General features: G+C 63.9%; 20 protein-coding genes, 1 tRNA gene and 1 pseudogene. 13 read left to right on the forward strand and 9 right to left on the reverse strand.

What is annotated here, in order from left to right:
- Window positions 1-23: 23 nt before the first annotated feature.
- Window positions 24-332 (forward strand): hypothetical protein, encoded by a 309-nt coding sequence (locus QQ992_RS08480; protein WP_019096184.1) that lies wholly within the window; start codon window positions 24-26, stop codon window positions 330-332.
- Window positions 333-383: 51 nt separating this feature from the next.
- Window positions 384-1,268, forward strand: coding sequence for a pseudouridine synthase (locus tag QQ992_RS08485; protein ID WP_016714874.1), 885 nt, complete (start codon window positions 384-386; stop codon window positions 1,266-1,268).
- Between the two features lie 180 nt (window positions 1,269-1,448).
- Here QQ992_RS08485 and QQ992_RS08490 read toward each other — a convergent pair whose 3' ends face one another.
- Both QQ992_RS08490 and acnA read right to left on the reverse strand, forming a co-directional pair.
- Window positions 1,449-3,014, reverse strand: a complete 1,566-nt coding sequence (locus QQ992_RS08490) for a methyl-accepting chemotaxis protein (RefSeq protein WP_016714875.1) — start codon at window positions 3,012-3,014, stop codon at window positions 1,449-1,451.
- A 135-nt stretch (window positions 3,015-3,149) separates the two neighbouring features.
- Window positions 3,150-5,891 carry an aconitate hydratase AcnA gene (gene acnA / locus QQ992_RS08495; protein WP_286113001.1) on the reverse strand — a complete coding sequence of 914 codons (2,742 nt, stop codon included), beginning with the start codon at window positions 5,889-5,891 and terminating at the stop codon, window positions 3,150-3,152.
- Window positions 5,892-6,115: 224 nt separating this feature from the next.
- Between acnA and rlmM the strand changes: the two genes are divergently transcribed.
- The 3 genes from rlmM (at window position 6,116) to pdxB (ending at window position 8,702) form a co-directional block, all read left to right on the forward strand.
- The gene (gene rlmM / locus QQ992_RS08500) at window positions 6,116-7,180 is read left to right on the forward strand and encodes a 23S rRNA (cytidine(2498)-2'-O)-methyltransferase RlmM (RefSeq protein WP_019096188.1); all 1,065 of its coding nucleotides are present in this window, start codon (window positions 6,116-6,118) and stop codon (window positions 7,178-7,180) included.
- Between the two features lie 76 nt (window positions 7,181-7,256).
- Window positions 7,257-7,499: a sulfurtransferase TusA gene (gene tusA, locus QQ992_RS08505; RefSeq protein ID WP_003248727.1), complete on the forward strand. Its 243-nt coding sequence runs from the start codon at window positions 7,257-7,259 to the stop codon at window positions 7,497-7,499.
- A gap of 60 nt (window positions 7,500-7,559) precedes the next feature.
- Complete coding sequence (pdxB, locus tag QQ992_RS08510) at window positions 7,560-8,702, forward strand: 4-phosphoerythronate dehydrogenase PdxB (RefSeq protein ID WP_286113003.1); 1,143 nt, start codon at window positions 7,560-7,562, stop codon at window positions 8,700-8,702.
- A gap of 69 nt (window positions 8,703-8,771) precedes the next feature.
- Here the strand turns inward: pdxB and QQ992_RS08515 are convergent, their stop codons facing one another.
- Window positions 8,772-8,945 carry a PA1571 family protein gene (locus QQ992_RS08515; protein ID WP_177410238.1) on the reverse strand — a complete coding sequence of 58 codons (174 nt, stop codon included), beginning with the start codon at window positions 8,943-8,945 and terminating at the stop codon, window positions 8,772-8,774.
- Window positions 8,946-9,154: 209 nt separating this feature from the next.
- Here QQ992_RS08515 and QQ992_RS08520 point away from each other — a divergent pair, with 209 nt between their 5' ends.
- The 3 genes and pseudogenes from QQ992_RS08520 to QQ992_RS28065 all read left to right on the forward strand — a co-directional run bounded on the left by QQ992_RS08520 (window position 9,155) and on the right by QQ992_RS28065 (window position 12,707).
- Window positions 9,155-10,918 (forward strand): ABC transporter transmembrane domain-containing protein, encoded by a 1,764-nt coding sequence (locus tag QQ992_RS08520; protein WP_060498860.1) that lies wholly within the window; start codon window positions 9,155-9,157, stop codon window positions 10,916-10,918.
- A gap of 745 nt (window positions 10,919-11,663) precedes the next feature.
- Window positions 11,664-11,774 (forward strand): annotated as a pseudogene (locus QQ992_RS28060) (hypothetical protein); the annotation flags it as partial.
- Between the two features lie 228 nt (window positions 11,775-12,002).
- Window positions 12,003-12,707, forward strand: coding sequence for a methyl-accepting chemotaxis protein (locus tag QQ992_RS28065; RefSeq protein WP_371105374.1), 705 nt, complete (start codon window positions 12,003-12,005; stop codon window positions 12,705-12,707).
- Window positions 12,708-12,761: 54 nt separating this feature from the next.
- Here QQ992_RS28065 and QQ992_RS08530 read toward each other — a convergent pair.
- Window positions 12,762-12,838, reverse strand: a tRNA-Pro gene (locus QQ992_RS08530).
- 80 nt (window positions 12,839-12,918) lie between these two features.
- Complete coding sequence (locus QQ992_RS08535) at window positions 12,919-13,140, reverse strand: YgdI/YgdR family lipoprotein (RefSeq protein WP_013971697.1); 222 nt, start codon at window positions 13,138-13,140, stop codon at window positions 12,919-12,921.
- A 187-nt stretch (window positions 13,141-13,327) separates the two neighbouring features.
- On the opposite strand from QQ992_RS08535, the gene moaB reads away from it, so the two are divergent.
- Window positions 13,328-13,867, forward strand: a complete 540-nt coding sequence (gene moaB, locus QQ992_RS08540; protein ID WP_016714883.1) for a molybdenum cofactor biosynthesis protein B — start codon at window positions 13,328-13,330, stop codon at window positions 13,865-13,867.
- Window positions 13,851-15,077, forward strand: coding sequence for a molybdopterin molybdotransferase MoeA (locus tag QQ992_RS08545; RefSeq protein ID WP_286113007.1), 1,227 nt, complete (start codon window positions 13,851-13,853; stop codon window positions 15,075-15,077). The genes moaB and QQ992_RS08545 overlap by 17 nt, the downstream gene beginning before the upstream one ends.
- Here QQ992_RS08545 and QQ992_RS08550 read toward each other — a convergent pair.
- The gene (locus tag QQ992_RS08550; protein ID WP_119370768.1) at window positions 15,066-16,313 is read right to left on the reverse strand and encodes a glycosyltransferase family 4 protein; all 1,248 of its coding nucleotides are present in this window, start codon (window positions 16,311-16,313) and stop codon (window positions 15,066-15,068) included. The two genes, QQ992_RS08545 and QQ992_RS08550, sit on opposite strands and share 12 nt — an antisense overlap.
- Window positions 16,314-16,628: 315 nt before the next feature.
- On the opposite strand from QQ992_RS08550, the gene yegS reads away from it, so the two are divergent.
- On the forward strand, window positions 16,629-17,516 hold the full coding sequence (gene yegS, locus QQ992_RS08555; protein ID WP_286113008.1) for a lipid kinase YegS: 888 nt from the start codon (window positions 16,629-16,631) through the stop codon (window positions 17,514-17,516).
- On the opposite strand, the gene QQ992_RS08560 is transcribed toward yegS, so the two are convergent.
- The 3 genes from QQ992_RS08560 to QQ992_RS08570 all read right to left on the reverse strand — a co-directional run bounded on the left by QQ992_RS08560 (window position 17,500) and on the right by QQ992_RS08570 (window position 19,920).
- Complete coding sequence (locus QQ992_RS08560; protein WP_016714887.1) at window positions 17,500-18,159, reverse strand: response regulator; 660 nt, start codon at window positions 18,157-18,159, stop codon at window positions 17,500-17,502. The two genes, yegS and QQ992_RS08560, sit on opposite strands and share 17 nt — an antisense overlap.
- On the reverse strand, window positions 18,149-19,045 hold the full coding sequence (locus QQ992_RS08565; RefSeq protein WP_286113911.1) for a sensor histidine kinase: 897 nt from the start codon (window positions 19,043-19,045) through the stop codon (window positions 18,149-18,151). The genes QQ992_RS08560 and QQ992_RS08565 overlap by 11 nt, the downstream gene beginning before the upstream one ends.
- Window positions 19,046-19,410: 365 nt before the next feature.
- Window positions 19,411-19,920, reverse strand: coding sequence for a histidine kinase (locus QQ992_RS08570; RefSeq protein WP_286113010.1), 510 nt, complete (start codon window positions 19,918-19,920; stop codon window positions 19,411-19,413).
- Window positions 19,921-20,271: 351 nt separating this feature from the next.
- Here QQ992_RS08570 and QQ992_RS08575 point away from each other — a divergent pair, with 351 nt between their 5' ends.
- A complete protein-coding gene (locus QQ992_RS08575; RefSeq protein ID WP_286113012.1) occupies window positions 20,272-21,207 on the forward strand; it encodes a chemotaxis protein CheV in 936 nt (311 codons plus the stop codon).
- Window positions 21,208-21,262: 55 nt separating this feature from the next.
- Window positions 21,263-22,066 carry an MOSC domain-containing protein gene (locus QQ992_RS08580; protein WP_286113014.1) on the forward strand — a complete coding sequence of 268 codons (804 nt, stop codon included), beginning with the start codon at window positions 21,263-21,265 and terminating at the stop codon, window positions 22,064-22,066.
- Window positions 22,067-22,171 lie beyond the last annotated feature (105 nt).

Consider the following 22,171-nt stretch of genomic DNA (forward strand, 5'->3'; position numbering starts at 1 on the left):
AAATACAGTATCGAGGTGAACCCATGCTCAACGTCGAGCAACTCAAGTACAGCGTCAACCGCATGCCCGTGGAGCGGGTGGCCGATGCCGTGCTGGAACTGCGCCTCGAAGGCCTGGTCACCGATGACCGTACCCCGTTCGGCAAGGTCCACTTCAATACCTGTTTCGCCGAGATCGAGGCCCTGTTCCAGCGTGCCGGTTACCACCGGGGGCTGGATGTAGTGGGTTACCAAGGGTTGCTGTATGCCCTCTACGACCCGGGGCGCTGGGAGCCGGTGCAGGTGCTGCGCTGGCTGAAGGAGCGCAGCGAAGCCATAGGCCAGGCTGGTTGAGGGCGCGGGCTTGGGGGATAATGCGCGGCCGTGAACGTTTCGAGCCCTGCCATGACCACGCCTTTCGACCCCGCCCGCCAGCAAGCCAGCACGGTGTGCCTGCCCCCCGGTAACTGGGCGACGGTGCTCGATTGCCTGTGTGACCATTTCAAGGCTATCGATCGCGCCCAGTGGCTCGACCGTTTTGCCCGTGGCCGGGTGCTGGATGCCGAGGGGCGGGCGGTTTCTGCCGAATTGCCTTACAAGCGCGGTATGCGTTTGCACTATTTTCGTGAAGTGCCGAACGAGCGACCAATCCCGGTGCAGGAAACGGTCCTGCATGTGGATGAGCACCTGGTGGTGGCCGACAAGCCGCATTTCCTGCCGGTGACGCCAACCGGTGAATACGTCGAGCAGACCTTGCTGCGCCGCCTGATCCGTCGTCTGGATAACCCGCACCTGGTGCCGCTGCACCGTATCGACCGCCACACCGCCGGGCTTGTGCTGTTTTCTGCCAACCCGCACAGCCGCAGTGCCTACCAGCGCCTGTTCCCCGAGCGGCGTATCGACAAGCGCTACCAGGCCATTGCCGCAGCCATGCCGCAGCATGAGTATCCGCTGGTACACAAAAGCCGGCTGGTGCATGGCGAGCCGTTTTTCCGCATGCATGAGGTAGAAGGGGAGGCCAACAGCGAGACCCTGGCCGAGGTGCTGGAGAAGAACGGTGAACTGTGGCGTTATGGATTGTCGCCGGTAACCGGCAAGACCCACCAATTACGCGTGCACATGGCGGCGTTGGGGGCGGGAATCAGCAACGACCCGTTCTATCCGCAGTTGCTGAACGAAGAAGATGACTACCAGCGGCCTCTGAAACTGCTGGCGCAGAGCCTGCGCTTCAAGGACCCGTTGAGCGGGGAAGAGCGGTATTTCGAGAGCCGGTTGCGGCTGGACTGGTAACGCGGTAAGTCGGACTCACTCGGTCGTTGTAGGAGCGGCCTTGTGTCGCGAAAGGGCCGCAACGCGGCCCCCAGCTCTCAGCGTTGATGCAACTGTCCGGGGCCGCTTTGCGGCCCTTTCCGATCGGTCCGGCGCCCCGGCAAGGCCGCTCCTACAGGGGCCGCGTAAGGCCAGCGGGAGTCAGCGGTTGAAACGCTCCACCAGCGAATACTGGCTCCCCGCTGTGCTGGTCAACTCTTCGCTGAGCAGTGCCGAGTGCAAGGCCTGTTCGGCGGTCTGGTCGGCCAGTTCGGCAATGGTGCTGATGTTGCGGCTGATCTCGTCGGCCACTGCGGTCTGCTCTTCGGTCGCTGCAGCAATCTGGGTCGCCATGTCGGTGATGTTGGCGACTGCTTCACTGATCCCCACCAGTGCCTCGTCAGCCTGCATCACCCGGTCGACGCCTTCCTGCGCCTGGCGGTGGCCGGTTTCCATGGTCAGTACGGCGTTGCTGGCAGTTTGTTGCAGTTTGGCAATCAGGCCATGGATCTGGCCGGTGGACTCTGCAGTGCGCTGAGCCAGTTGGCGCACTTCATCAGCCACCACGGCAAAACCACGGCCCATTTCCCCGGCGCGCGCCGCTTCGATCGCTGCGTTAAGCGCCAGCAGGTTGGTCTGGTCGGCGATGCCCTTGATCACGTCGACCACACCGCCAATTTCGTCGCTGTCCTTGGCCAGCTGGGTCACCGTCTGGCCGGTTTCACCCACCGCTGCCGACAGGCGCTCGATGGCATCGCGGGTTTCCCCGGCAATCTGCCGCCCCTGGCTGGTCAGGCGGTTGGCTTCCTGGGTGGCGTCGGCGGTGCGCTGCACATGGTTGGCCACTTCCTGCGTGGTGGCGGCCATCTGGTTGACTGCAGCGGCCACCTGCTCGGTTTCTACCCGCTGACGCTCAAGCCCCGAGGAGCTCTTGTGCGCCAGGGCGTCGGACTGGCGCGCCTGGTCGCTGAGGTGTTCGGCACTGTCCTGCAGGCGGGTCAGGCAGGTTTTCAGGCGGGCGTCCTGGCTGAGCATGGCCATTTCCAGGCGCGCCTGCACGCCACGGCTGTCGGTAAACATCTGTGCGATCAGCGGGTCGGAGGTGGTCTGTTCGGCCAGGCGCAGCAAGCGCTTCAGGCCGCGCTGCTGCCAGCCAAGGCCAAGCAGGCCCAACGGTACGGAAAGCCCGGCAGCCAGGGCGAAGCCCCAGGAGTGGCCAAGCCAGTTGCCGATCAGGAAGCCTACCTGGCTGATCAGGATGAACGGCAGCCAGTCCTGCAAAACCGGCAGCCACTTGTCGCGGCGCGGTACTGGCGGCTTGCCCTGGTTGATGCGCTGGTACAGCGCCTCGGCGCGACGGATCTGCTCGGCGGTGGGCTTGACCCGCACGGACTCGAAGCCCACGACCTGGTTGTTGTCGTAGATCGGCGTGACATAGGCGTTGACCCAGTAGTGGTCGCCAGACTTGCAGCGGTTTTTGACAATGCCCATCCAGGGTTGGCCCTGCTTGAGCGTTTGCCACATATGGGCAAACACGGCAGGCGGCACGTCGGGGTGACGCACCAGGTTGTGCGGCGCACCGGTCAGCTCTTCGCGGGTGAACCCACTGATTTCGATGAAGGCATCGTTGCAGTAGGTGATCACACCTTTGGCATTGGTGGTGGAGATCAACCGCTGCTGGGCAGGGAAAGTCCGTTCTCTCTGGGTAATCGGTTGGTTGTTACGCATGGGTTGATAGTCCGCAAGGCTTTCGACAGGTATCGGCAAGGGACTGGTTTTATTGAATGATTATTTAATGTGAAGGCTTGCAGGCATGTCAGCCCTGCCTGGGGCCGCTGTGCGGTGGCCCCAGGCTTTGCTGATTTAGCCGGCAATCAGCTGTCGCAACACATAATGCAAAATCCCCCCTGCCTTGAAGTACTCCACCTCATTCAGGGTATCGATACGGCACAGCACCTCGATCTGCGCCTGCTGCCCATCCTCGCGGGTGATGCGCAAGGGCAGGCTCATGCCCGGGCGGATCTGCGCGCCATTCAAGCCCAGCACATCGATTCGCTCCTTGCCGGTCAGCCCCAGTTGCTTGCGGTCGTTACCGGCCTTGAACTGCAGCGGCAGCACGCCCATGCCCACCAGGTTGGAGCGGTGAATACGCTCGAAGCTTTCCGCCAGCACGGCCTTGACCCCCAGCAGGTTGGTGCCCTTGGCTGCCCAGTCGCGGCTTGAGCCGGTGCCGTATTCCTGGCCGGCAATCACCACCAGCGGGGTGCCTTCCTGCTGGTAGCGCATGGCCGCGTCGTAGATCGACAACTTCTCGCCGCTGGGCACATGCACGGTGTTGCCGCCTTCTTCACCCGCCAGCATTTCGTTGCGAATACGGATGTTGGCGAAGGTGCCGCGCATCATCACTTCATGGTTGCCACGCCGCGAACCGTAGGAGTTGAAGTCGCGTGGCTCCACCCCCTGCTCACGCAGGTAGCGCCCGGCCGGGCTGTCGGCCTTGATGTTGCCGGCCGGTGAGATGTGGTCGGTGGTCACCGAGTCGCCCAGCAGCGCCAGCACACGCGCACCCTGGATGTCGACGATTTGTGGCGGCGGGCCGCTGATGCCGTCGAAGAACGGCGGGTGCTGGATGTAGGTAGAGTCGGGCTGCCACACGTAGGTGGCGGCCTGCGGCACCTCGATGGCCTGCCATTGCGCATCGCCGGCGAACACTTCGGCATATTCCTTGTGGAACATCGCCGTGTCGACCTTGGCTACGGATTCGGCAATTTCCTGCTGGCTGGGCCAGATGTCGCGCAGGTAAACCGGCTGGCCGTCCTTGCCGGTACCCAGCGGGTCACGCGTCAGGTCCAGCCGCACGCTGCCGGCCAGGGCGTAAGCCACTACCAGTGGCGGCGAGGCCAGCCAGTTGGTCTTGACCAGTGGGTGCACACGGCCTTCGAAGTTGCGATTGCCCGACAGTACCGAGGCCACGGTGAGGTCGGCGCTGCCGATGGCTTTCTCGATCGCTTCATCCAGCGGGCCGGAGTTGCCGATGCAGGTGGTGCAGCCATAGCCGACCAGGTCGAAGCCCAACTGGTCGAGGTAGGGGGTGAGCCCGGCGGCCTTGAAGTAGTCGGTGACCACCTTGGAGCCCGGTGCCAGCGAGCTCTTGACCCAGGGTTTGCGTTGCAGGCCCTTTTCCAGCGCCTTTTTCGCCACCAGCCCGGCCGCCATCATCACACTGGGGTTGGAGGTGTTGGTGCACGAGGTGATCGCGGCAATCACCACTGCACCATCGCGCAGGGTGTGGGTCTGGCCTGCATGGTTGTAGTCGATCTCGCCCGCCTGGTCGGCGTTGCCCACCGCTACGCCGCCGCCACCTTCGCTCTCCAGACGGCCGACGTCCTTGGCCAGTGGTTTGGGTTGCAGCTCGATGAAGTGGTCGAAGGCCTGGCTGACCTGTCCCAGCGCTACCCGGTCCTGTGGCCGTTTAGGCCCGGCCAGGCTGGCTTCGACCTCGTGCATGTCCAGCGCCAGGCTGTCGCTGAACAGCGGCTCCTGGCCAGGCAGGCGCCACAGGCCTTGGGCTTTGCAGTAGTGCTCGACCAGTTGCACGGTCGCTTCGGGGCGGCCCGACAGACGCAGGTAGTCCAGGGTCACCTGATCGACCGGGAAGAAACCGCAGGTGGCGCCGTATTCCGGCGCCATGTTGGCAATGGTCGCCCGGTCGGCCAATGGCAGCTCGGCCAGGCCATCGCCGTAAAACTCGACGAACTTCCCGACTACGCCTTTCTTGCGCAGCATTTGCGTAACCGTCAGCACCAGGTCGGTGGCGGTGATGCCTTCGCGCAGCTTGCCGGTCAGCTTGAAACCGATCACTTCGGGGATCAGCATCGACACGGGTTGGCCGAGCATGGCCGCCTCTGCCTCGATGCCTCCGACACCCCAGCCGAGCACGCCCAGGCCATTGATCATGGTGGTGTGCGAGTCGGTACCCACCAGGGTGTCGGGGAAGGCGTAGGTGCGGCCATCGGCTTCACGGGTCCACACCGTGCGGCCCAGGTACTCCAGGTTGACCTGGTGGCAGATGCCGGTGCCCGGCGGCACCACGCGGAAGTTGTCGAAGGCGCTTTGGCCCCAACGCAGGAAGGCATAGCGTTCGCCATTGCGCTGCATTTCGATGTCGACGTTCTCGTTGAAGGCTTGCGGCGTGCCATAACGGTCGACCATCACCGAGTGGTCGATCACCAGATCCACCGGTGACAGGGGGTTGATCCGCTGTGGGTCGCCACCGGCCTTGGCCATGGCCGCGCGCATGGCGGCCAGGTCGACCACGGCCGGCACACCGGTGAAGTCCTGCATCAGTACCCGCGCCGGGCGGTACTGGATCTCGCGGTCGGAGCGCCGCTCGCCCAGCCACTGGGCAAGGGCGCGCAGGTCGTCGCCGGTGACGGTATGGCCGTCCTCCCAGCGCAGCAGGTTTTCCAGCAGCACCTTCAGTGACATGGGCAGGCGTTGCAGGTCACCCAGCTGGCGGGCGGCTTCGGTGAGGCTGAAATAGTGGTAGGTCTGGTTGCCGACCTGGAGGGGCTTGAGGGTGTTCAGGCTATCGAGCGAGGGCATTGCCAACTCCTTCTGCGCCGGTGCCCGGCAAATACTCAAGGTTTACCGGTATCACCGCTCTGTTTCGGTCCGCACGGTACGGACCTGGCTGAAAGGTCAGGTTAGACCGCTTTGCGGCTGCTGACCCTTTTCTGGACCGGTGGGGCATGTCGCAGGTTCCGATCTTCCTTTATCATCGCCGCCCTGCCGGCGCCTGTTGCGCGCCAGCCGTAGTGGAGTGAGAGATGAATACCCTGTTCATGCATTGCCGGCCCGGTTTCGAGGGCGAGGTTTGCGCCGAAATCAGCGAACATGCCGCCCGCCTGGGCATTGCCGGCTATGCCAAAGGCAAGCCACAAAGTGCCAGCGCCGAGTTTGTCTGCAGTGAAGACGGCGGTGCCGAGCGGTTGATGGGGGCGCTGCGCTTCAACGAGCTGATTTTCCCTCGGCAGTGGGCCCGTGGCGGTTTTGTCGAGTTACCGGAAAGTGACCGGATCAGTGTGCTGCTGGCGCAGTTGGCCGACTTCCCGGTGTTCGGCAGCCTGTGGCTGGAAGTGCTGGACAGCAACGAAGGCAAGGAATTGTCCACCTTCTGTCGCAAGTTCGAAGTGCCGCTGCGCAAGGCCCTGGAAAAGGCCGGTCGCCTGGTCGACGATGCCAGCCGCCCACGGCTGCTGCTCACCTTCATCAGCGGCCGGCGGGTGTTTGTCGGCCTGGCCCCGGCCAACAACAGCGCGTTGTGGCCCATGGGCATCCCGCGCCTGAAGTTCCCCCGCGAGGCACCCAGCCGTTCGACCCTCAAGCTGGAAGAGGCCTGGCACCAGTTCATCCCGCGTGAGCAGTGGGAACAGCGCCTGGGCGATGACATGACCGGTGTCGACCTGGGCGCCTCGCCGGGTGGCTGGACCTACCAGTTGGTACGTCGTGGCATGCTGGTGACGGCCATCGACAACGGGCCGATGGCCGAAAGCCTGATGGACACCGGCCTGGTCCAGCACCTGATGGCCGACGGTTTCACCTGGCAGCCGAAGCAGCCGGTGGACTGGATGGTGTGCGACATCGTCGAGAAGCCGGCGCGCACCACGTCGCTGATCGAAACCTGGCTGGGTGAGGGGTTGTGTCGCGAGGCAGTGGTCAACCTGAAGCTGCCGATGAAGCAACGCTATGCCGAAGTACGCCGGTTGCTCGACCGCATGGAGGCGACGTTCAAGGCGCGCAAGATCAGGGTATCGATTGCCTGCAAGCAGCTGTATCACGACCGTGAGGAAGTGACTTGCCATCTGCGCAGACTGGACCTGAAGCCGCGCTGATTTCGGGGGCTGCAAGCCAGCCCCTTGGTCGAAACGGCCCTATGCGCGACAATAACGATCATTTGTGGAGCCCCCCATGACCGATTTCACCCCCGACGCCATCCTCGACGCTACCGGCCTGAATTGCCCGGAACCGGTAATGATGCTGCACCAGCACGTGCGCAACCTGGCCGCTGGCGGCCTGCTGAAAGTCATCGCCACCGACCCGTCGACCCGTCGTGACATTCCCAAGTTCTGCAACTTCCTCGGCCACGAATTGCTGCAGCAGCAAGAGGACGCCGGCACCTTCCTGTACTGGATCCGCAAAAAAGCCGACTGAAGCGCTCTGGAACACGCCCCGCGTTGCGCCTACACTGCGTTCCCCAGACAGGAGAGCGCCATGCTGATAGTTGCCGACGAGAACATCCCGCTGCTCGATGCCTTCTTCCAGGGTTTCGGTGAAATTCGCCGCTACCCGGGCCGAAGCCTCGATGCCGCCAGCGTCAAGGACGCCGATATCCTGCTGGTGCGCTCGGTGACCAAGGTCGACCGCCAGCTGCTCGAAGGCAGCCGCGTACGCTTTGTCGGCACTTGCACCATCGGCACCGATCACCTGGACCTGGACTACTTTGCCGAAGCCGGCATCCGCTGGAGCAGTGCGCCAGGCTGCAATGCACGCGGCGTGGTCGACTACGTGCTGGGCAGCGTACTGACCCTGGCCGAGCTCGATGGCGTGGCACTGCCCGAACGCGTGTATGGCGTGGTGGGTGCGGGTGAGGTGGGCGGCCGCCTGGTGCGGGTGCTTCACGGCCTGGGCTGGAAGGTACTGGTGTGCGACCCGCTGCGCCAGGCCGCCGAGGGTGGCGACTACGTCAGCCTCGAGACGATTTTGCAGCAGTGCGATGTGATCAGCCTGCATACCCCGTTGCAGCGTGCCGGCGAGCACCCGACCTGGCACTTGCTGGGCCAGGCGCAGCTGGCGCAGTTGCGCCCAGGGGCCTGGCTGATCAACGCCAGTCGTGGCCCGGTGGTAGACAACGCCGCCTTGCGCGAGCTGCTGCTGGACCGTGAAGACGTGCATGCGGTGCTGGATGTGTGGGAGGGCGAGCCGCAGGTCGACCTGCAACTGGCCGACCTGTGCACGCTGGCTTCGCCGCACATTGCCGGTTACAGCCTTGACGGTCGCCAGCGTGGCACGGCGCAGATCTACCAGGCGCTGTGCCGTTTCCTCGGCGTGGACGAGCAGGTGCAGCTGGCAGACTTGCTGCCCCGGCCGCCACTGGCACAAATCGAACTGGATGCCGGCACCGACCCGGCCTGGGCCTTGGCGACCCTGTGCCGCGCCGTGTACGACCCGCGCCGCGACGATGCCGATTTCCGCCGCAGCCTGAGCGACGACCCGCAGCTGCAGCGGGCGGCGTTCGACCAGTTGCGCAAGCAGTATCCGCCACGTCGCGAGATCGAAGGGCTGGCGGTGCGCTTGCGGGGTGAGTCGCCACAGTTGGCACAGCTGGTCAGTGCCTTGGGTGGGGTGCTGGCCTGATAGATTGTTGAAGGCAGTGCCGGCCAATAAAAACCCGGCGCAAGCGCCGGGTTGCAAGTAATTCGCAGATCAACCTTCGCGTACGCGCTTGACCCGGCTCTTCTCCAGTGCCTCGCAGGCCTGCTGGATCATCTGCTCGGTAATCGGCACTTCGCGCCCTTGGGCGTCGATGATCGAGCCACACACCTTAGGTTGCGGGGTGGTCTTGGGCTTTTGGTTGTCGCTGCCATGCTGCAAGCTCATTCGGTGTCTCCTCATCAGGTTCTGGCTCAGGTTAGCCCTGAGCCGTGACTGGCCTGTGACTGTTTCCGTATCACGCTGGAAACAGTCCAACAGAAACGCTGTGAAAGCTCCATAGTCTGGTTAGACCGATGGGCTATAGCAACCTGCAGGCATTCCCACAGCCTGGATGAGTGGTAGTCTGCGGCTTCCCCCGCATTGTGGTCGTCGCCATGCCCGAATCGGTTTCCCCACGTCAGCGCCGCGCCTTGCGCCTGGCCTGGCAGTTCGTCCGCCCCTATCGCCGGCAAGTGCTGCTGGCTTTGCTGGCCCTGGTGGTCACTGCCGCCATCACCCTGTCGATGGGCCAAGGCATCCGCCTGTTGGTGGACCAGGGCTTCATGACCCGCTCCGCGCACCAGCTCAACCAGACCATCGGGTTGTTCCTGCTGCTGGTGCTGGCCCTGGCGGTGGGCACTTTCAGCCGCTTTTACCTGGTCTCGTGGATTGGCGAGCGGTGTGTGGCCGATATCCGTCGCGCCGTTTTCGATCACCTGATCGGCCTGCACCCCGGCTTTTTCGAAGACAACCGCAGCTCCGAGATCCAGTCGCGGCTGACGGCGGACACCACCTTGCTGCAGTCGGTCATCGGCTCATCGTTGTCGATGTTCCTGCGTAACGCGTTGATGGTCATCGGCGGCGTGGTGTTGCTGTTCATCACCAACCCCAAACTCACCAGTATCGTGGTGGTGGCCCTGCCGTTGGTGCTGGCACCTATCCTGCTGTTCGGTCGTCGGGTGCGCAGCCTGTCGCGGCAGAGCCAGGACCGGGTGGCCGATGTGGGCAGCTACGTGGCCGAAACGCTGGGGCAGATCAAGACGGTGCAGGCCTACAACCACCAGGCGCACGACCGCGAACTGTTCGCGGGCACGGTCGAAGCAGCGTTTAGCGTGGCCCGCAAGCGGATTGCCCAGCGTGCGTGGCTGATCACCCTGGTGATCGTGCTGGTGTTGGGGGCGGTGGGGGTGATGTTGTGGGTCGGCGGCATGGACGTGATTGCCGGGCGTATTTCGGCAGGCGAGCTGGCTGCATTCGTGTTCTACAGCCTGATCGTCGGTAGCGCCTTCGGTACCCTCAGTGAGGTGATCGGCGAGCTGCAGCGTGCCGCCGGTGCCGCCGAGCGTATTGCCGAACTGTTGGCTGCGCGCAGTGCAATCCTGCCGCCCGAGCTGGCGCAGGCGCTACCAAAACAGCGGGCCAGCGGGCACATCGAATTGCAGCAGGTGGTGTTCGCCTACCCGTCACGGCCTACGGTGGCGGCTGTCGATGGCCTGAGCCTGGCCATCGAACCTGGGCAGACCGTTGCCCTGGTTGGCCCCTCGGGTGCAGGCAAGTCGACCCTGTTCGATTTGTTGCTGCGTTTTTACGACCCACAGCAAGGGCGCATCCTGCTCGATGGTCAGGCGATTACCGCGCTCGACCCTGACCAGCTGCGCCGCCAGTTCGCCCTGGTGGCGCAAAACCCCTCGCTGTTCCGTGGCACGGTGGAGGCCAACATCCGTTATGGCCGGCCCGAGGCGACCCTGGCAGAAGTCGAGGCAGCCGCCCGCGGTGCCTATGCCGATGAATTCATCCGGCAGCTGCCGCAAGGCTACCAGACGCCCTTGGGCGAGGGCGGCATCGGGCTTTCCGGTGGGCAGCGGCAGCGCCTGGCGATTGCCCGGGCGTTGCTGGTGGATGCGCCGATCCTGTTGCTGGATGAAGCCACCAGCGCCCTCGACGCGCAGAGCGAGCACCTGATCCAGCAGGCGTTGCCCAGCCTGATGGCCGGGCGCACCACGCTGGTGATCGCCCATCGCCTAGCCACGGTGCAGCACGCCGAACGTATCGCGGTCATCGACAAGGGGCGGCTGGTGGCGGTGGGCACGCACCGTCAGTTGATCGAGGAAAGCCCGCTGTATGCGCGGTTGGCGGCCTTGCAGTTCACCACAGGGTAGGGTGTCGCGGTTTTGTAACATTTTTGTAGCAATTGCCTGAGAGTATCTGCCTCAACTGTTGCGTAAGTGCTCGACCTGGCTGCCATTGCTTGATGGCAGCTTTTTTTTGGCCTGCCAGTAATGGGGGCTGCACAGCGGCCCCAGCCCTCTCTTTCTGGTTCCGAGACCCTAGATGTTGCGTAAATCCCTCAGAGTGCAAATTCTCTCGCTGCTCGGCGGCAGCCTGGCGGCGATGTTGCTGATCGCCCTGGTGTGTTTCCAGTTCCTGTCGTCCAGCGTGCGCGGTTATGCCGAGCTGGTCGACGGGCCGCTGCGGGCCTCGCAATTGATCGACGAAGCCAACCTGCAATTCAAGATTCAGGTACAGGAATGGAAGAACGTGTTGCTGCGCGGGCGCCAGCCAGCAGACATGGACAAGTACTGGCAGCAGTTCCAGGCCCGTGAACAACAGGTTCAGGAGCTGCTCGGGCAATTGATCGACAGCAGCGACGCCAGGCTCAAGGCGCCGTTGCAGCAGCTGCGTGACAGCCACCGGCAGTTGGGCCAGGCCTATGCGCAGGGCCGCCAGGCCTTCCTTGCCGCAGGGGATGACCCGGTAGTCGGCGACCAGGCGGTCAAAGGCGTGGACCGCGCCGCCAGCGAGCAGATGAGCGAACTGGTCGAGCAGCTGCGTGCCGATGCGCGCCAGCGTGCGGCCAGCATCAGCGCCAGCGCCGAGCGCACGGTATGGCTGGGCTTGCTGGTGATGTTGGCTTCGGCGGTGCTGGTGGGGCTGCTCAGCCTGTGGCTGGTCAACCGTAGCCTGATCGAGCCGATCCGTCAACTGATCGAGTATGTCGCACAACTGAGCCAAGGGCGTTTCGCCGCGCGGGTCGATAGCCGCCGTGAAGATGAGCTGGGGCGCCTGGCGCGGGCTGCCAACACGCTGCGCGACTTCCTTGCCGATACCGTTGGCCGCCTGCAGGACAACGCGCAGGAGCTGGAAGGCGCCAGTGGCCAGTTGCGTAGCATCGCCGGCGACATGGCCCGTGGCACCCACGACCAGTTCCAGCGTACCGACCAGGTGGCCACGGCCATGCACGAGATGTCCGCCACCGCCCAGGAGGTCGCCCGCCACGCCGCCGAGGCCGCTCGCGCGGCAGATGACGCCGACCACAGCGCCCAGGCCGGCGAGCAGGTGATGCAGCAGACCATCGACATTATCGGTGTGGTCAACCGTGAAATCGCCGGCACGGCGGCGGTAATCCGCGACCTGGAACACGACAGCACGCGCATTGGCAAAGTGCTGGAGGTGATCCGTGGCATCGCGGAGCAGACCAACCTGCTGGCCCTCAACGCAGCCATCGAAGCGGCCCGTGCTGGCGAAGCCGGGCGTGGGTTTGCGGTGGTCGCCGATGAGGTGCGCAGCCTGGCCCAGCGCACGGCTGCGTCGATTGCCGAGATCCACCAGATCATCGAGGCCGTACAGTCGGGGGCGGTAGAAGCGGTCAAGGCGATCGAAAGCGGCCAGCAGCGCAGCGAGGAGGGGGCCGAGCAGGTGCAGCAGGCCGGGCAGATGCTGCAGCGCATCACCCAGTCCGTAGAGGCGATCCGCGACATGAACCGACAAATCGCCACGGCGGCCGAAGAGCAGACCAGCGTAGCCGAAGACATCTCGCGCAACCTGATCGAAATCACCCGTATTGCCACGGCCAACCAGCAGGCCGTGCAGCATACCGAGCAGGCCGGGCAGCGCTTGCACGGGTTGTCGGGGCAGTTGGGTGAGGTGACCTCGCGCCTGACGGCCTGACCGTTTTCAGGCGCAACAAAAAGCCCGCACAAGGCGGGCTTTTTGAGCAGGATCTGGTCGGAGAGACAGGATTCGAACCTGCGGCCTTCTCGTCCCGAACGAGACGCGCTACCTGGCTGCGCTACACTCCGATGAGCAAAATCCTACTGCATCCCGTTTTTGCACACAAGCCCTTGTTGTTTAAAGGGGCTTTGCCAAACGGGCGCCTGGATCAGAGCTCTTTGACGGTGCGGATCTGGTCCTTGTTCAGGCGGGTGCGCTTGCCATCCAGTTGCTCGAATTCGTAGAAACCGGAGTCTTCATCGTACTTCGGGGTGTCCGTGGCCTGGATTTCGCGGCCATCGTTCAGGGTAATGACGGTCGGCGAAGCGCAGCCGGCAAGGGCGCCCAGGCCCAGGGCGAGCAGGAAAGCGGGTAGGGTCCGTTGAATCATCGTGTTTCTCCAGTGCGATGGTGCTAGATGTCAGTTAAGACGCAGGGTGTCCATGCAAGTTCCTTCTTTAGTGCAGCATAGCGGCAAACCCGGCCTATTGACCGAGGGCAATCGCCATGGGCGCAACGTCGGGAAAGGTGCGCTGTGATATAACTGCGGCCATCTCATCCTGTTGTGACGGACACCCATGAAAGCCAAGGCAGATACCCCCTTCGTGGCGCTGAACATCGCCGTGCTCACGGTCAGCGACACCCGTACTTTCGACACCGACACCTCCGGGCAGCTGTTCGTCGACCGCCTGAGTGCGGCCGGCCACCGTTTGGCCGAGCGCGTGCTGCTCAAGGATGACCTGTACAAGATCCGCGCCCAGGTTGCCACCTGGATCGCCGATGACAACGTGCAAGTGGTGTTGATCACCGGGGGGACCGGCTTTACCGGCCGCGACAGCACGCCCGAGGCGGTGGCCTGCCTGCTGGACAAACAGGTGGAAGGGTTTGGAGAGTTGTTCCGGCAGATCTCGGTGGCCGACATTGGCACCTCCACTGTGCAGTCGCGTGCCTTGGCCGGGCTGGCCAACGGTACCTTGGTGTGCTGCCTGCCGGGCTCGACCAACGCCGTGCGTACCGGCTGGGATGGCATCCTTGCCGAACAGCTCGATGCCCGCCATCGCCCGTGCAACTTCGTTGCGCACCTGAAGCAGGCAGCGGCCTGTGACAGCCGTGGCTGAGGCCGGCCAGGCCCGGCCGCTGATGCCGGTGGAGCAGGCCCTGGAGCAACTGCTGGCACTGGCCGAGGCGGCGCCCATCCGCCAGACCGAGAACCTGCCGCTGGCCGAGGCCGAAGGCCGCGTGCTGGCCACCGACCTGGTGGCCTCGCTCGACCTGCCGCCCTGGCCGAACAGCGCCATGGACGGTTATGCCTTGCGCAAGGCCGACTGGCAGGGCCAGCCGCTGCCGGTCAGCCAGCGCATTTTTGCCGGGCATGCGCCACAGCCGCTGCAGCCAGGCACTTGCGCGCGCATCTTTACGGGTGCGCCGCTGCCGGAAGGGGCCGACTGCGTCGAGATGCAGGAACACACCGAGGTGCTCGAAGATGGCCGGGTACGCTTTCTTGAAGCGTTGCAAACCGGGCAGAACATACGCCCTCAGGGCCAGGAAACCCGCAAGGGTGAGCAGGTAATGAGCGCCGGCACCCGCCTTGGGCCGATCGAACTGGGCCTGGCGGCGACCCTGGGCCATGGTCGCCTGGACGTGGTGCGCAAGGTACGGGTGGCGGTGCTGTCCACCGGTGACGAACTGGTCGAGCCCGGCCTGCCGCTGGGCCCTGGGCAAATCTACAACAGCAACCGTCGGCTGCTGGTCAGCTGGTTGCAGCGGCTGGGCTGCGACGTGGTCGATGCGGGCATCCTACCGGATGACCTTGCACGTACCCGTGCCTGCCTCGCCTCGCTGGGCGACGTTGACCTGATCTTGTCTACCGGTGGTGTCTCGGTGGGGGAGGCCGACTACCTCGGTGCTGCCCTGCGCGAAGCCGGCGAGCTGGCGTTGTGGAAACTGGCGATCAAGCCGGGCAAGCCGCTGACCTTCGGCCACTTCCAGGGCGTGCCGGTGATCGGCCTGCCGGGCAACCCGGCCTCGACCTTGGTCACCTTTGGCTTGCTGACCCGGCCCTACTTGCTTCGTCGTCAGGGGGTGGCCGATGTCACGCCGCTGCGTTTCGACATGCCGGCGGGCTTCGACTGGCCCAAGCCTGGCACGCGCCGCGAGTACCTGCGCGCGCGCATCGAACAGGGCCAGGTGCGCATCTACAAGAACCAGAGCTCGGGGGTGCTGCGCAGTGCCGCCTGGGCCGAGGGCCTGGTAGAGGTGCGCGAAGGCAGTACGCCGAAACCGGGTGATAGCGTGCCGTTCATCCCCTTCAGCGAGCTACTTGGCTGAGCGGCCCAGCCAGGCACTGCCCAGCGGCGCGGCTTCGGCGGGCGCTGCCTGGGCCAGGCGCATGTGCACGTTCTCCAGTTGCTGGGCCGCCACGCTCCAGTCGTGGCGTTGACGGGCGAATTGCCGCCCGGCATCGCTCAGTTGGCTCATGCGCCAGGGCTGGTTGAGCAGTTGGGTGATCAGCAGGGCGAGCTGGTCACCGTCATCACTGCCCAGGTAGTGTTCACCGTTGTTCGCGGCCAGGCCCGATACGCCTTTGCCGGTGGTGATCACCGGCAGGCCGGCGGCCATGGCCTCGAGGATTTTTACTTTGGAGCCACCGGCATAGCGCAGCGGGGCGAAGAACAGTGCCGAACGCTTTTGCAGCTCGCGCAGGTCAGGGCGGTAGCCGAACCATTCGATGCGCGGGTCGTTCCAGTGCAATTTCCAGCTGATCGGCAGCGCATGCCCGGCTATCGCCAGGCGCACCGCCGGGTTGCTCATCCACACTTGCGGCATGATGTCTTCCAGCGCCCACTCGATGGCTTCCAGGTTGGCGCCATACTCGAAGTTGCCTACGAACAACAAGCGCTGGCTATGCAGCGCCGGTTGCACGTGCTGGTAGAAATCACAATCTACACCATTGACCACCACGTTCACCGGGCGCCCGCTGATCTGCGCGATCAGCTCGGCATCGTGAGCGCTGACCGCCACCAGCTCGGTAGGTTGGCGCAGCACCCGCTGTTCCCAGCGCCGGTAGCGCCAGCGGTCAAAGGCATTGAGCGGGCGCAGCCAGAGCGGCAGGCGGTCGTGGCAGGCACCGCCCATCACGGATTCCAGCGTGTGCTCGCTGAGCATGTAGGGCAGCCCGCGCGCCTGCAGAGCCTTTTCGAACGGCTGGAAGCTGTAGCTGTGCTCGATCTGGATCACGTCCCACGGTTCGTCCAGCAATTGCTCGAAGCGGTGCCGCAGGCAAGGGGACAGGCCATTGATGATTGCCCGCATGGGGTAGTCGATGATCGGCGAGGCCAGCAGGTTCAGCGGGCTGTGCAGTGGCCGACGGGGTAGCACGATCAGCCGTTCGAGTAGCGGCTCCAGGGCTTCGCGGGCCGCATCGCCAAGCGGGATTTTCGACTGCACCAGCAGGGTAATGCGGTGGCCTTGCTGTGCCAGTGCGCGCATCAGGTGGTATTGCCGGGTCTTGCTGCCGCTGGTAGTTGGCCAAGGCAGGTACGGCAGTGTCCAGAGAATGCGCATGACCCGGAATCCTCGCTGAAGGCTGCGGATGAAAAGACGCGCCCATCGGCAGCGCTATGCACACCACTGCCGGGGGGCGCGTCCATGGCCAGTATCGAGATTGGCCCGGCGAACAGAAGTCAAAAGGCTGACCTCCCTGGGAAAAATGTTGGCCTGGGTCAAAAACTTGTCAAAAGTTCATTTTCTGAGCATAGCCGCGCATTGTCGGGTGTGGGAAAAAGACCGCGCCGGCTTCGTTATTTTTTTGCACCCATGCAACGATCCGTTGCTGCGCATGGTCGAGATCTGGGTGGTTCAACTTCACGGAGAAGCGCAATGCAAGGGCGCAAGGCAATGCTGATCCTGCACGGCAAGCAGGCGATGAACGAAGAACTGCGCAGCGCTGTGCATGACCTGCGCGGTACCGGCTGGGCACTGGATGTACGTGTCACCTGGGAGGCGGGTGATGCGCAGCGGCTGGTCGGTGAGGCACTGAGCGCGGGGTACAGCCATATTGTCGCCGGTGGTGGGGACGGCACTTTGCGCGACGTGGCCGAAGCCATGGGGCTGGCCGGCGCCGATGCCAGCCTGGCGCTGTTGCCCCTTGGCACTGCCAACGACTTCGCCCGAGCCGCGGGTATACCGCTGGAGCCGGCTGCGGCACTGGCGGCGCTGAACACGCCGGCCCAGGCGATAGACCTGGGCCAGGCTGGCGACCAGTTGTTCCTCAACATGGCCACAGGCGGATTTGGCAGCCAGGTCACCGCCAACACCTCCGAAGACCTGAAAAAAGTGCTGGGGGCGGCGGCCTACCTGTTCACCGGCTTGTCGCGCTTCAGCGAACTGCAGGCAGCTTCGGTGGAACTGCAAGGGCCAGATTTTCAGTGGCAAGGGAGCTTGCTGGCACTGGGTATCGGTAATGGCCGCCAGGCTGGGGGAGGGCAGGTGCTATGCCCTGAAGCGGTGGTGAACGACGGTTTGCTGGACATCGCCATCCTGCCTGCGCCGCAGGAAGTGGTCGGGGCTTTGCGCGATCTGCTGGCCGGTGATGGCCTGTTCGTTCGGGCCCGGCTGCCCTGGGTGGAAATCAAGAGTTCGCAGGGGCTGGATATCAACCTCGATGGCGAGCCGTTGCAGGCCGACAACCTGCGCTTTCAGGCCAGGCCAGCCGCGATACGCTTGCACCTGCCGGCCGGTTCGCCATTGCTCAGTCGTCCAGGCTGATGATTTTCTCGCGTACGGCAAACAGGACCAGGCCAGCCACGTCATGAATCTGCAGCCGCTTCATGATTTGCGAGCGGTGGGTTTCGACCGTCTTGATCGACAGGCCAAGGCCCGCAGCGATTTCCCGGGTGGACTTGCCGCGCACGATCAGGCGCAGGATTTCCAGTTGCCGGGCCGTGAGGTTATGCCGCTCGCCAGCGGCCTGCTTGCCCTGTTTGGTGTGCCGTAGCGCCTGGTTGATGACGGTGTGGGCGATGGCCGGGCTGAGGTAGCGCTCGCCGTTGCGCACCGCGCTCAGGGCCTGTTCCAGCTCGGTGGCGCTGGTGTCCTTGAGCAGATAGCCGTGGGCGCCGCTTTCCAGCGCCCGCATGATCAGGTCGGGGTCGGTGTGCATCGACAGAATCAGCACTTTGCAGGCGTTGCCGCTGGCCCGCAGTTGAGTCAGGGCGTCCAGGCCGCTGGTGGAGCGCATCGAAATGTCCAGCAAGACGATGTCGGGCGCCAGCGTGCGCACCTGTTCGAGCAGTTGGCCGCCATCGTCAGCTTCGCCGATCACGTCATAGCCAGGGATGTCACAGACCAGCGCGCGCACCCCGGCGCGGATCAGCGAATGGTCGTCAACCAGCAGCAGTCTACAGGTCATGGGTGGCAGTACTCCGTGCGCGTTGCTGGCTGCGCGGGGGCCAGGGGAACATCGCTTCGATCTGCGTGCCCAGGCCAGGCTGGCTGGTGATGTCGAGGCTGCCCTGCAACGCGGTTACCCGCTCCTGCATGCCGGCAAGGCCGCGCTGGCCGGCCTCGGCCGGGTGTCGGGCGGGGATGAAGCCACGGCCATCGTCGTGGATCGACAGTGCCAGCCCTTCAGGGGTGCGCTGCAGGCGGATGACCAGGTTGTGTGCCTGGGCGTGGCGCAGCATGTTGGTCACCGCTTCCTGGGTAATGCGGAACACGGCCATGGCCACGGCTTCGTCGATGCCACCCAGGCGCTGGTTGCACGCCAGGCTCCAGTGCACGTTGCTGCTGGCCAGGGTACGTACCAGGTGCGCGCGCAGGCTGGCTTCCAGGCCAAGGCTGGCGAGTTGCCGGGGGTTGAGCAGGGCGGACACATCGCGCACGTTGCCCAGGGTGTCATCCAGCGTGCCGCGCAGGGCATCGCAGTGGCCCTGCAGCTCGTCGGGCATACGCCGCTGCAGCCACTGCAACTGCAGCTTCGCAGCGGTGAGCAATTGGCCGATGTCGTCGTGAAGTTCCCGGCTCAGGTGCTGACGTTCGTCTTCCTGCACCTTGAGCATGCGCTCGGCCAGTTCGGCCGGGCGCAGGCTGATCGACCTGGCGCCCAGCCCCAGTTGAACGGCGGCGCCCAGCGTGGCGGCCAGCTGTAGCACCAGCAGGCTGGTCGGGATGGCCTGGTTGGCCAGGTACAGCGCCAGGTTCGCAACCAGCGAGGCCACGCACAGCCCGACCGTTGCCCAACGCAGCAGGGCAGCGCGGGAGCAGCAACGCAGAGAAGTCTTCAAGCGTGGGAACATAAGTAGGAAAGCCACTGAAGTATTGCTGATGGAGGCCTTGCACAATGCTGGTCAGAGGCTTTGGCGCAGTACTTTCGATGTTTTTTCGAATGCGTGATCTTGCAACCTTGCTTCAGGTTGCAAGCCTTTGTGGGGGCGCATATTACCACTTTGCATTGCATCGGTCGCGGCTGGGAAACGCTTTGAAACGCCTGCTGGTCCGGTCTTTTCGGGTAGCAAAGTGCCACCCTTTAATCGTGCTGTACGCACTTGTACTGCAACTAGCGGGGTCAGGGTTCAACTTGGGCCACTGAAAACCTGGAGAACTTTCCAAGTTTGACCATGGTGGGGCTTGAACAACGGTACTTAGTTGCACTATGCGTCAATTAAAGCGCCGGGTTAGACCGGTCAGGGCGGCTGCTGACTGCCACTTCACCCTGGGTGTGAATGCACACGCTGCCTTGCTCATCGCATGACGTACAGGCTGACGCAAAAGGTTGTTGCACGACCTTCGCCAACTCACCCAGTAGCACCAGTTGTTCGCCGATGTCCAGGTTCAGCCGCCCGGTACGGGTGTCAACCAGTTCCAGTTGCCAGGCCAGCAGGGTCAGGCACTCCCCTATCGCGGGTAGGGCTGCACGCTGCAGGCAACCACCGTGGCAGGCCGGGGCGAGCAACTGTTGAAGGGCAGTGGTGTAATGGGCGACTTCACGCAGGCCCAGGCGTGTGGCCTGACGGGCGAGGCTGTCGAGGGCGTTGCCCAGGCAGCGGCAGGCATCCAGATCATTGTCGATCAGTTCCAGATGCTGCAGGCATTCCTGGGCCTGGGTCAGCAGTACCTGGGCATCCAGCAGGAAGCCCTGCAGGGCATCGTCGAACGATAAGGCAGTGTCCATTGTCAGGTCCCCGCGCGTGGGGTAGGCGCAGGGGGCGGGCACGCCGAAACGATAGCTAGCAAAAGCCTGACTCCATTCATGCAGTGAGAATGGCGTCACATTAATGGCTAAAGGATATCGCGAACATCAGGTTGCGCCCGATTGCGACTAAGGGTTTCCCTGATGCGGGGCCAGGGTGGGGAACTTTTGCAGCACCCTCGGTTTATCCCGGTGTGCCCGCAGTAAAGCATGATGGTAAAGTGATATCAATTGCCTTTGCGGTATTTTCCCGCAAGGGTCAAGGTGCGCGTGAAACCGCCGATACAGGGTAGATGATTTCACCTTTTCCGACTCAAGCCTGGGGGGTTTCCAATGGCTGGCATTCTCGACACGGTAGACCAACGCACGCAATTGGTGGGTGAGAACCGCCTGGAAATTCTGATGTTTCGCCTGGCCGGTCGCCAGTTGTTCGCGATCAACGTGTTCAAGGTGCAGGAGGTGCTGCAACTGCCCAAACTGACCTTGATGCCCCAGCGCCACGCCTTCGTCTGCGGTGTGGTCAACCTGCGCGGGCAGACCCTGCCGGTGATCGACCTGTCCCAGGCGATTGGCATGCGCCCGCTGCAGCCGGGGCCGGACAGCACCATCATCGTCACCGAGTACAACCGCTCGGTGCAGGCCTTCCTGGTCGGTGGTGTGGACCGCATCGTCAACATGAACTGGGAGTCGATCATGCCGCCGCCTTCCAGTGCCGGGCGCCAACACTACCTGACCGCCATCACCAAGGTCGATGACAAGCTGGTGGAGGTTATCGATGTAGAGAAGGTGCTGGCCGAGATTGTGCCGTACAACGCCCGGGTCTCCGGCGACAAACTCGCCGACCCGGTGCTGGCCCGGGCGCGTGGCCGCGAGGTGCTGCTGGTGGATGACTCCAGCGTGGCCTTGGCGCAGTTGCGCGATACGCTGTCCCAGTTAGGCGTGAAACTGCATGTGGCCAGTGATGGCCTGAAAGCGCTACGTATGCTCAAAAGCTGGGCCGATGCCGGCGAAGACGTGTGCGAGAAGCTGCTGATGGTATTTACCGATGCCGAAATGCCTGAAATGGACGGCTACCGGCTGACCACCGAGATCCGCAGTGATGCACGCCTGCGCCAGCTTTATGTGGTGCTGCACACCTCGCTGTCGGGCAGTTTCAACGAGTCCATGGTGAAAAAGGTGGGTTGCGACAACTTCCTGTCCAAGTTCCAGCCCGATCGCCTGGTCGACGTGGTCAAGCAACGCCTGCTGCTGGACACCGCCACTGCGTGAACCCTGGGCCGGCCAGGTATAAGCTTGGCTTTTGGCATGACGCGAGGCAGCAGGGATGTTTCTCAGTGAGTTGTATCGATACCCGGTGAAGTCGGGGCAGGCGCAAAGCCTGCAGGCTTCACCGGTTGGGTTGCTGGGGTTGCAGGGTGACCGGCGCTGGATGGTGGTCGAGGAAGAAAACGGACGCTTCCTGACCCAGCGCGCATGGCCACAACTTGGCCAGCTGCAGGCGTGTGAAGACGACAGCGGCCAGTTGCTGCTGCAGGCGCCCGGGCAGGCACCGTTGCGGGTATCTGTACCCGCTGCCGACGAAGCCCTGCGTGGCGTGACCATCTGGCGCGATACGTTGCGAGTGCCTGATGCTGGCGATGAAGTGGCGGCCTGGCTGAGCGAACTGCTGGGCAAGGCCGTGCGCCTGGTGCATTGCCCGGAGCAGCGTGCGCGCTACCTGCCCAATGGTTATGGTTTCAACAGTGACCGGGCGGCGTTTCCGGATGGTTTCCCCTTGCTGCTGATTGGCCAGGGCTCGCTCGACGAGCTCAGCCGGCGTGTTGGCCGGCCCATGGAGATGCTGCGCTTTCGGCCCAACCTGGTGGTGCAGGGCGCTGAACCCTTTGCTGAAGATGGCTGGAAGCGGATTCGTATCGGCAGCTTGGTGTTTCGTGTGCTCAAACCGAGTGTGCGGTGCATCTTTACCACGATTGACCCGGCTACCGGGGAGCGTACGCCTGACCGCGAGCCGATGGCCACGCTCAAGACCTTCCGCGAGAAAGAGGGGGATGTGCTGTTTGGGCAGAACCTGGCGGTGGATGGGAGTGGCTGGCTGGAGGTAGGAATGAAAGTTGAAGTGCTGGAGTAACGGTTTTACCTGTGCCGGCCTCATCGCGAGCAAGCTCGCTCCTACAGGGTGACGCGATCCTTGTAGGAGCGGGCTTGCCCGCGATGAGGCCGGTACAGGCTTAAC

Source organism: Pseudomonas kurunegalensis (assembly GCF_030291635.1).
Taxonomy (GTDB): Bacteria; Pseudomonadota; Gammaproteobacteria; order Pseudomonadales; family Pseudomonadaceae; genus Aquipseudomonas; species Aquipseudomonas monteilii.

What these genes read in the sequence shown, in the direction of transcription:
- QQ992_RS08480 (WP_019096184.1), top strand. Translation starts at nt 24, where the DNA reads ATGCTCAACGTCGAGCAACTCAAGTACAGCGTCAACCGCATGCCCGTG.
- QQ992_RS08485 (WP_016714874.1), top strand. Translation starts at nt 384, where the DNA reads ATGACCACGCCTTTCGACCCCGCCCGCCAGCAAGCCAGCACGGTGTGC.
- QQ992_RS08490 (WP_016714875.1), bottom strand. Translation starts at nt 3,014, where the DNA reads ATGCGTAACAACCAACCGATTACCCAGAGAGAACGGACTTTCCCTGCC.
- acnA (WP_286113001.1), bottom strand. Translation starts at nt 5,891, where the DNA reads ATGCCCTCGCTCGATAGCCTGAACACCCTCAAGCCCCTCCAGGTCGGC.
- rlmM (WP_019096188.1), top strand. Translation starts at nt 6,116, where the DNA reads ATGAATACCCTGTTCATGCATTGCCGGCCCGGTTTCGAGGGCGAGGTT.
- tusA (WP_003248727.1), top strand. Translation starts at nt 7,257, where the DNA reads ATGACCGATTTCACCCCCGACGCCATCCTCGACGCTACCGGCCTGAAT.
- pdxB (WP_286113003.1), top strand. Translation starts at nt 7,560, where the DNA reads ATGCTGATAGTTGCCGACGAGAACATCCCGCTGCTCGATGCCTTCTTC.
- QQ992_RS08515 (WP_177410238.1), bottom strand. Translation starts at nt 8,945, where the DNA reads ATGAGCTTGCAGCATGGCAGCGACAACCAAAAGCCCAAGACCACCCCG.
- QQ992_RS08520 (WP_060498860.1), top strand. Translation starts at nt 9,155, where the DNA reads ATGCCCGAATCGGTTTCCCCACGTCAGCGCCGCGCCTTGCGCCTGGCC.
- QQ992_RS28065 (WP_371105374.1), top strand. Translation starts at nt 12,003, where the DNA reads ATGTCCGCCACCGCCCAGGAGGTCGCCCGCCACGCCGCCGAGGCCGCT.
- QQ992_RS08535 (WP_013971697.1), bottom strand. Translation starts at nt 13,140, where the DNA reads ATGATTCAACGGACCCTACCCGCTTTCCTGCTCGCCCTGGGCCTGGGC.
- moaB (WP_016714883.1), top strand. Translation starts at nt 13,328, where the DNA reads ATGAAAGCCAAGGCAGATACCCCCTTCGTGGCGCTGAACATCGCCGTG.
- QQ992_RS08550 (WP_119370768.1), bottom strand. Translation starts at nt 16,313, where the DNA reads ATGCGCATTCTCTGGACACTGCCGTACCTGCCTTGGCCAACTACCAGC.
- yegS (WP_286113008.1), top strand. Translation starts at nt 16,629, where the DNA reads ATGCAAGGGCGCAAGGCAATGCTGATCCTGCACGGCAAGCAGGCGATG.
- QQ992_RS08560 (WP_016714887.1), bottom strand. Translation starts at nt 18,159, where the DNA reads ATGACCTGTAGACTGCTGCTGGTTGACGACCATTCGCTGATCCGCGCC.
- QQ992_RS08565 (WP_286113911.1), bottom strand. Translation starts at nt 19,045, where the DNA reads ATGTTCCCACGCTTGAAGACTTCTCTGCGTTGCTGCTCCCGCGCTGCC.
- QQ992_RS08570 (WP_286113010.1), bottom strand. Translation starts at nt 19,920, where the DNA reads ATGGACACTGCCTTATCGTTCGACGATGCCCTGCAGGGCTTCCTGCTG.
- QQ992_RS08575 (WP_286113012.1), top strand. Translation starts at nt 20,272, where the DNA reads ATGGCTGGCATTCTCGACACGGTAGACCAACGCACGCAATTGGTGGGT.
- QQ992_RS08580 (WP_286113014.1), top strand. Translation starts at nt 21,263, where the DNA reads ATGTTTCTCAGTGAGTTGTATCGATACCCGGTGAAGTCGGGGCAGGCG.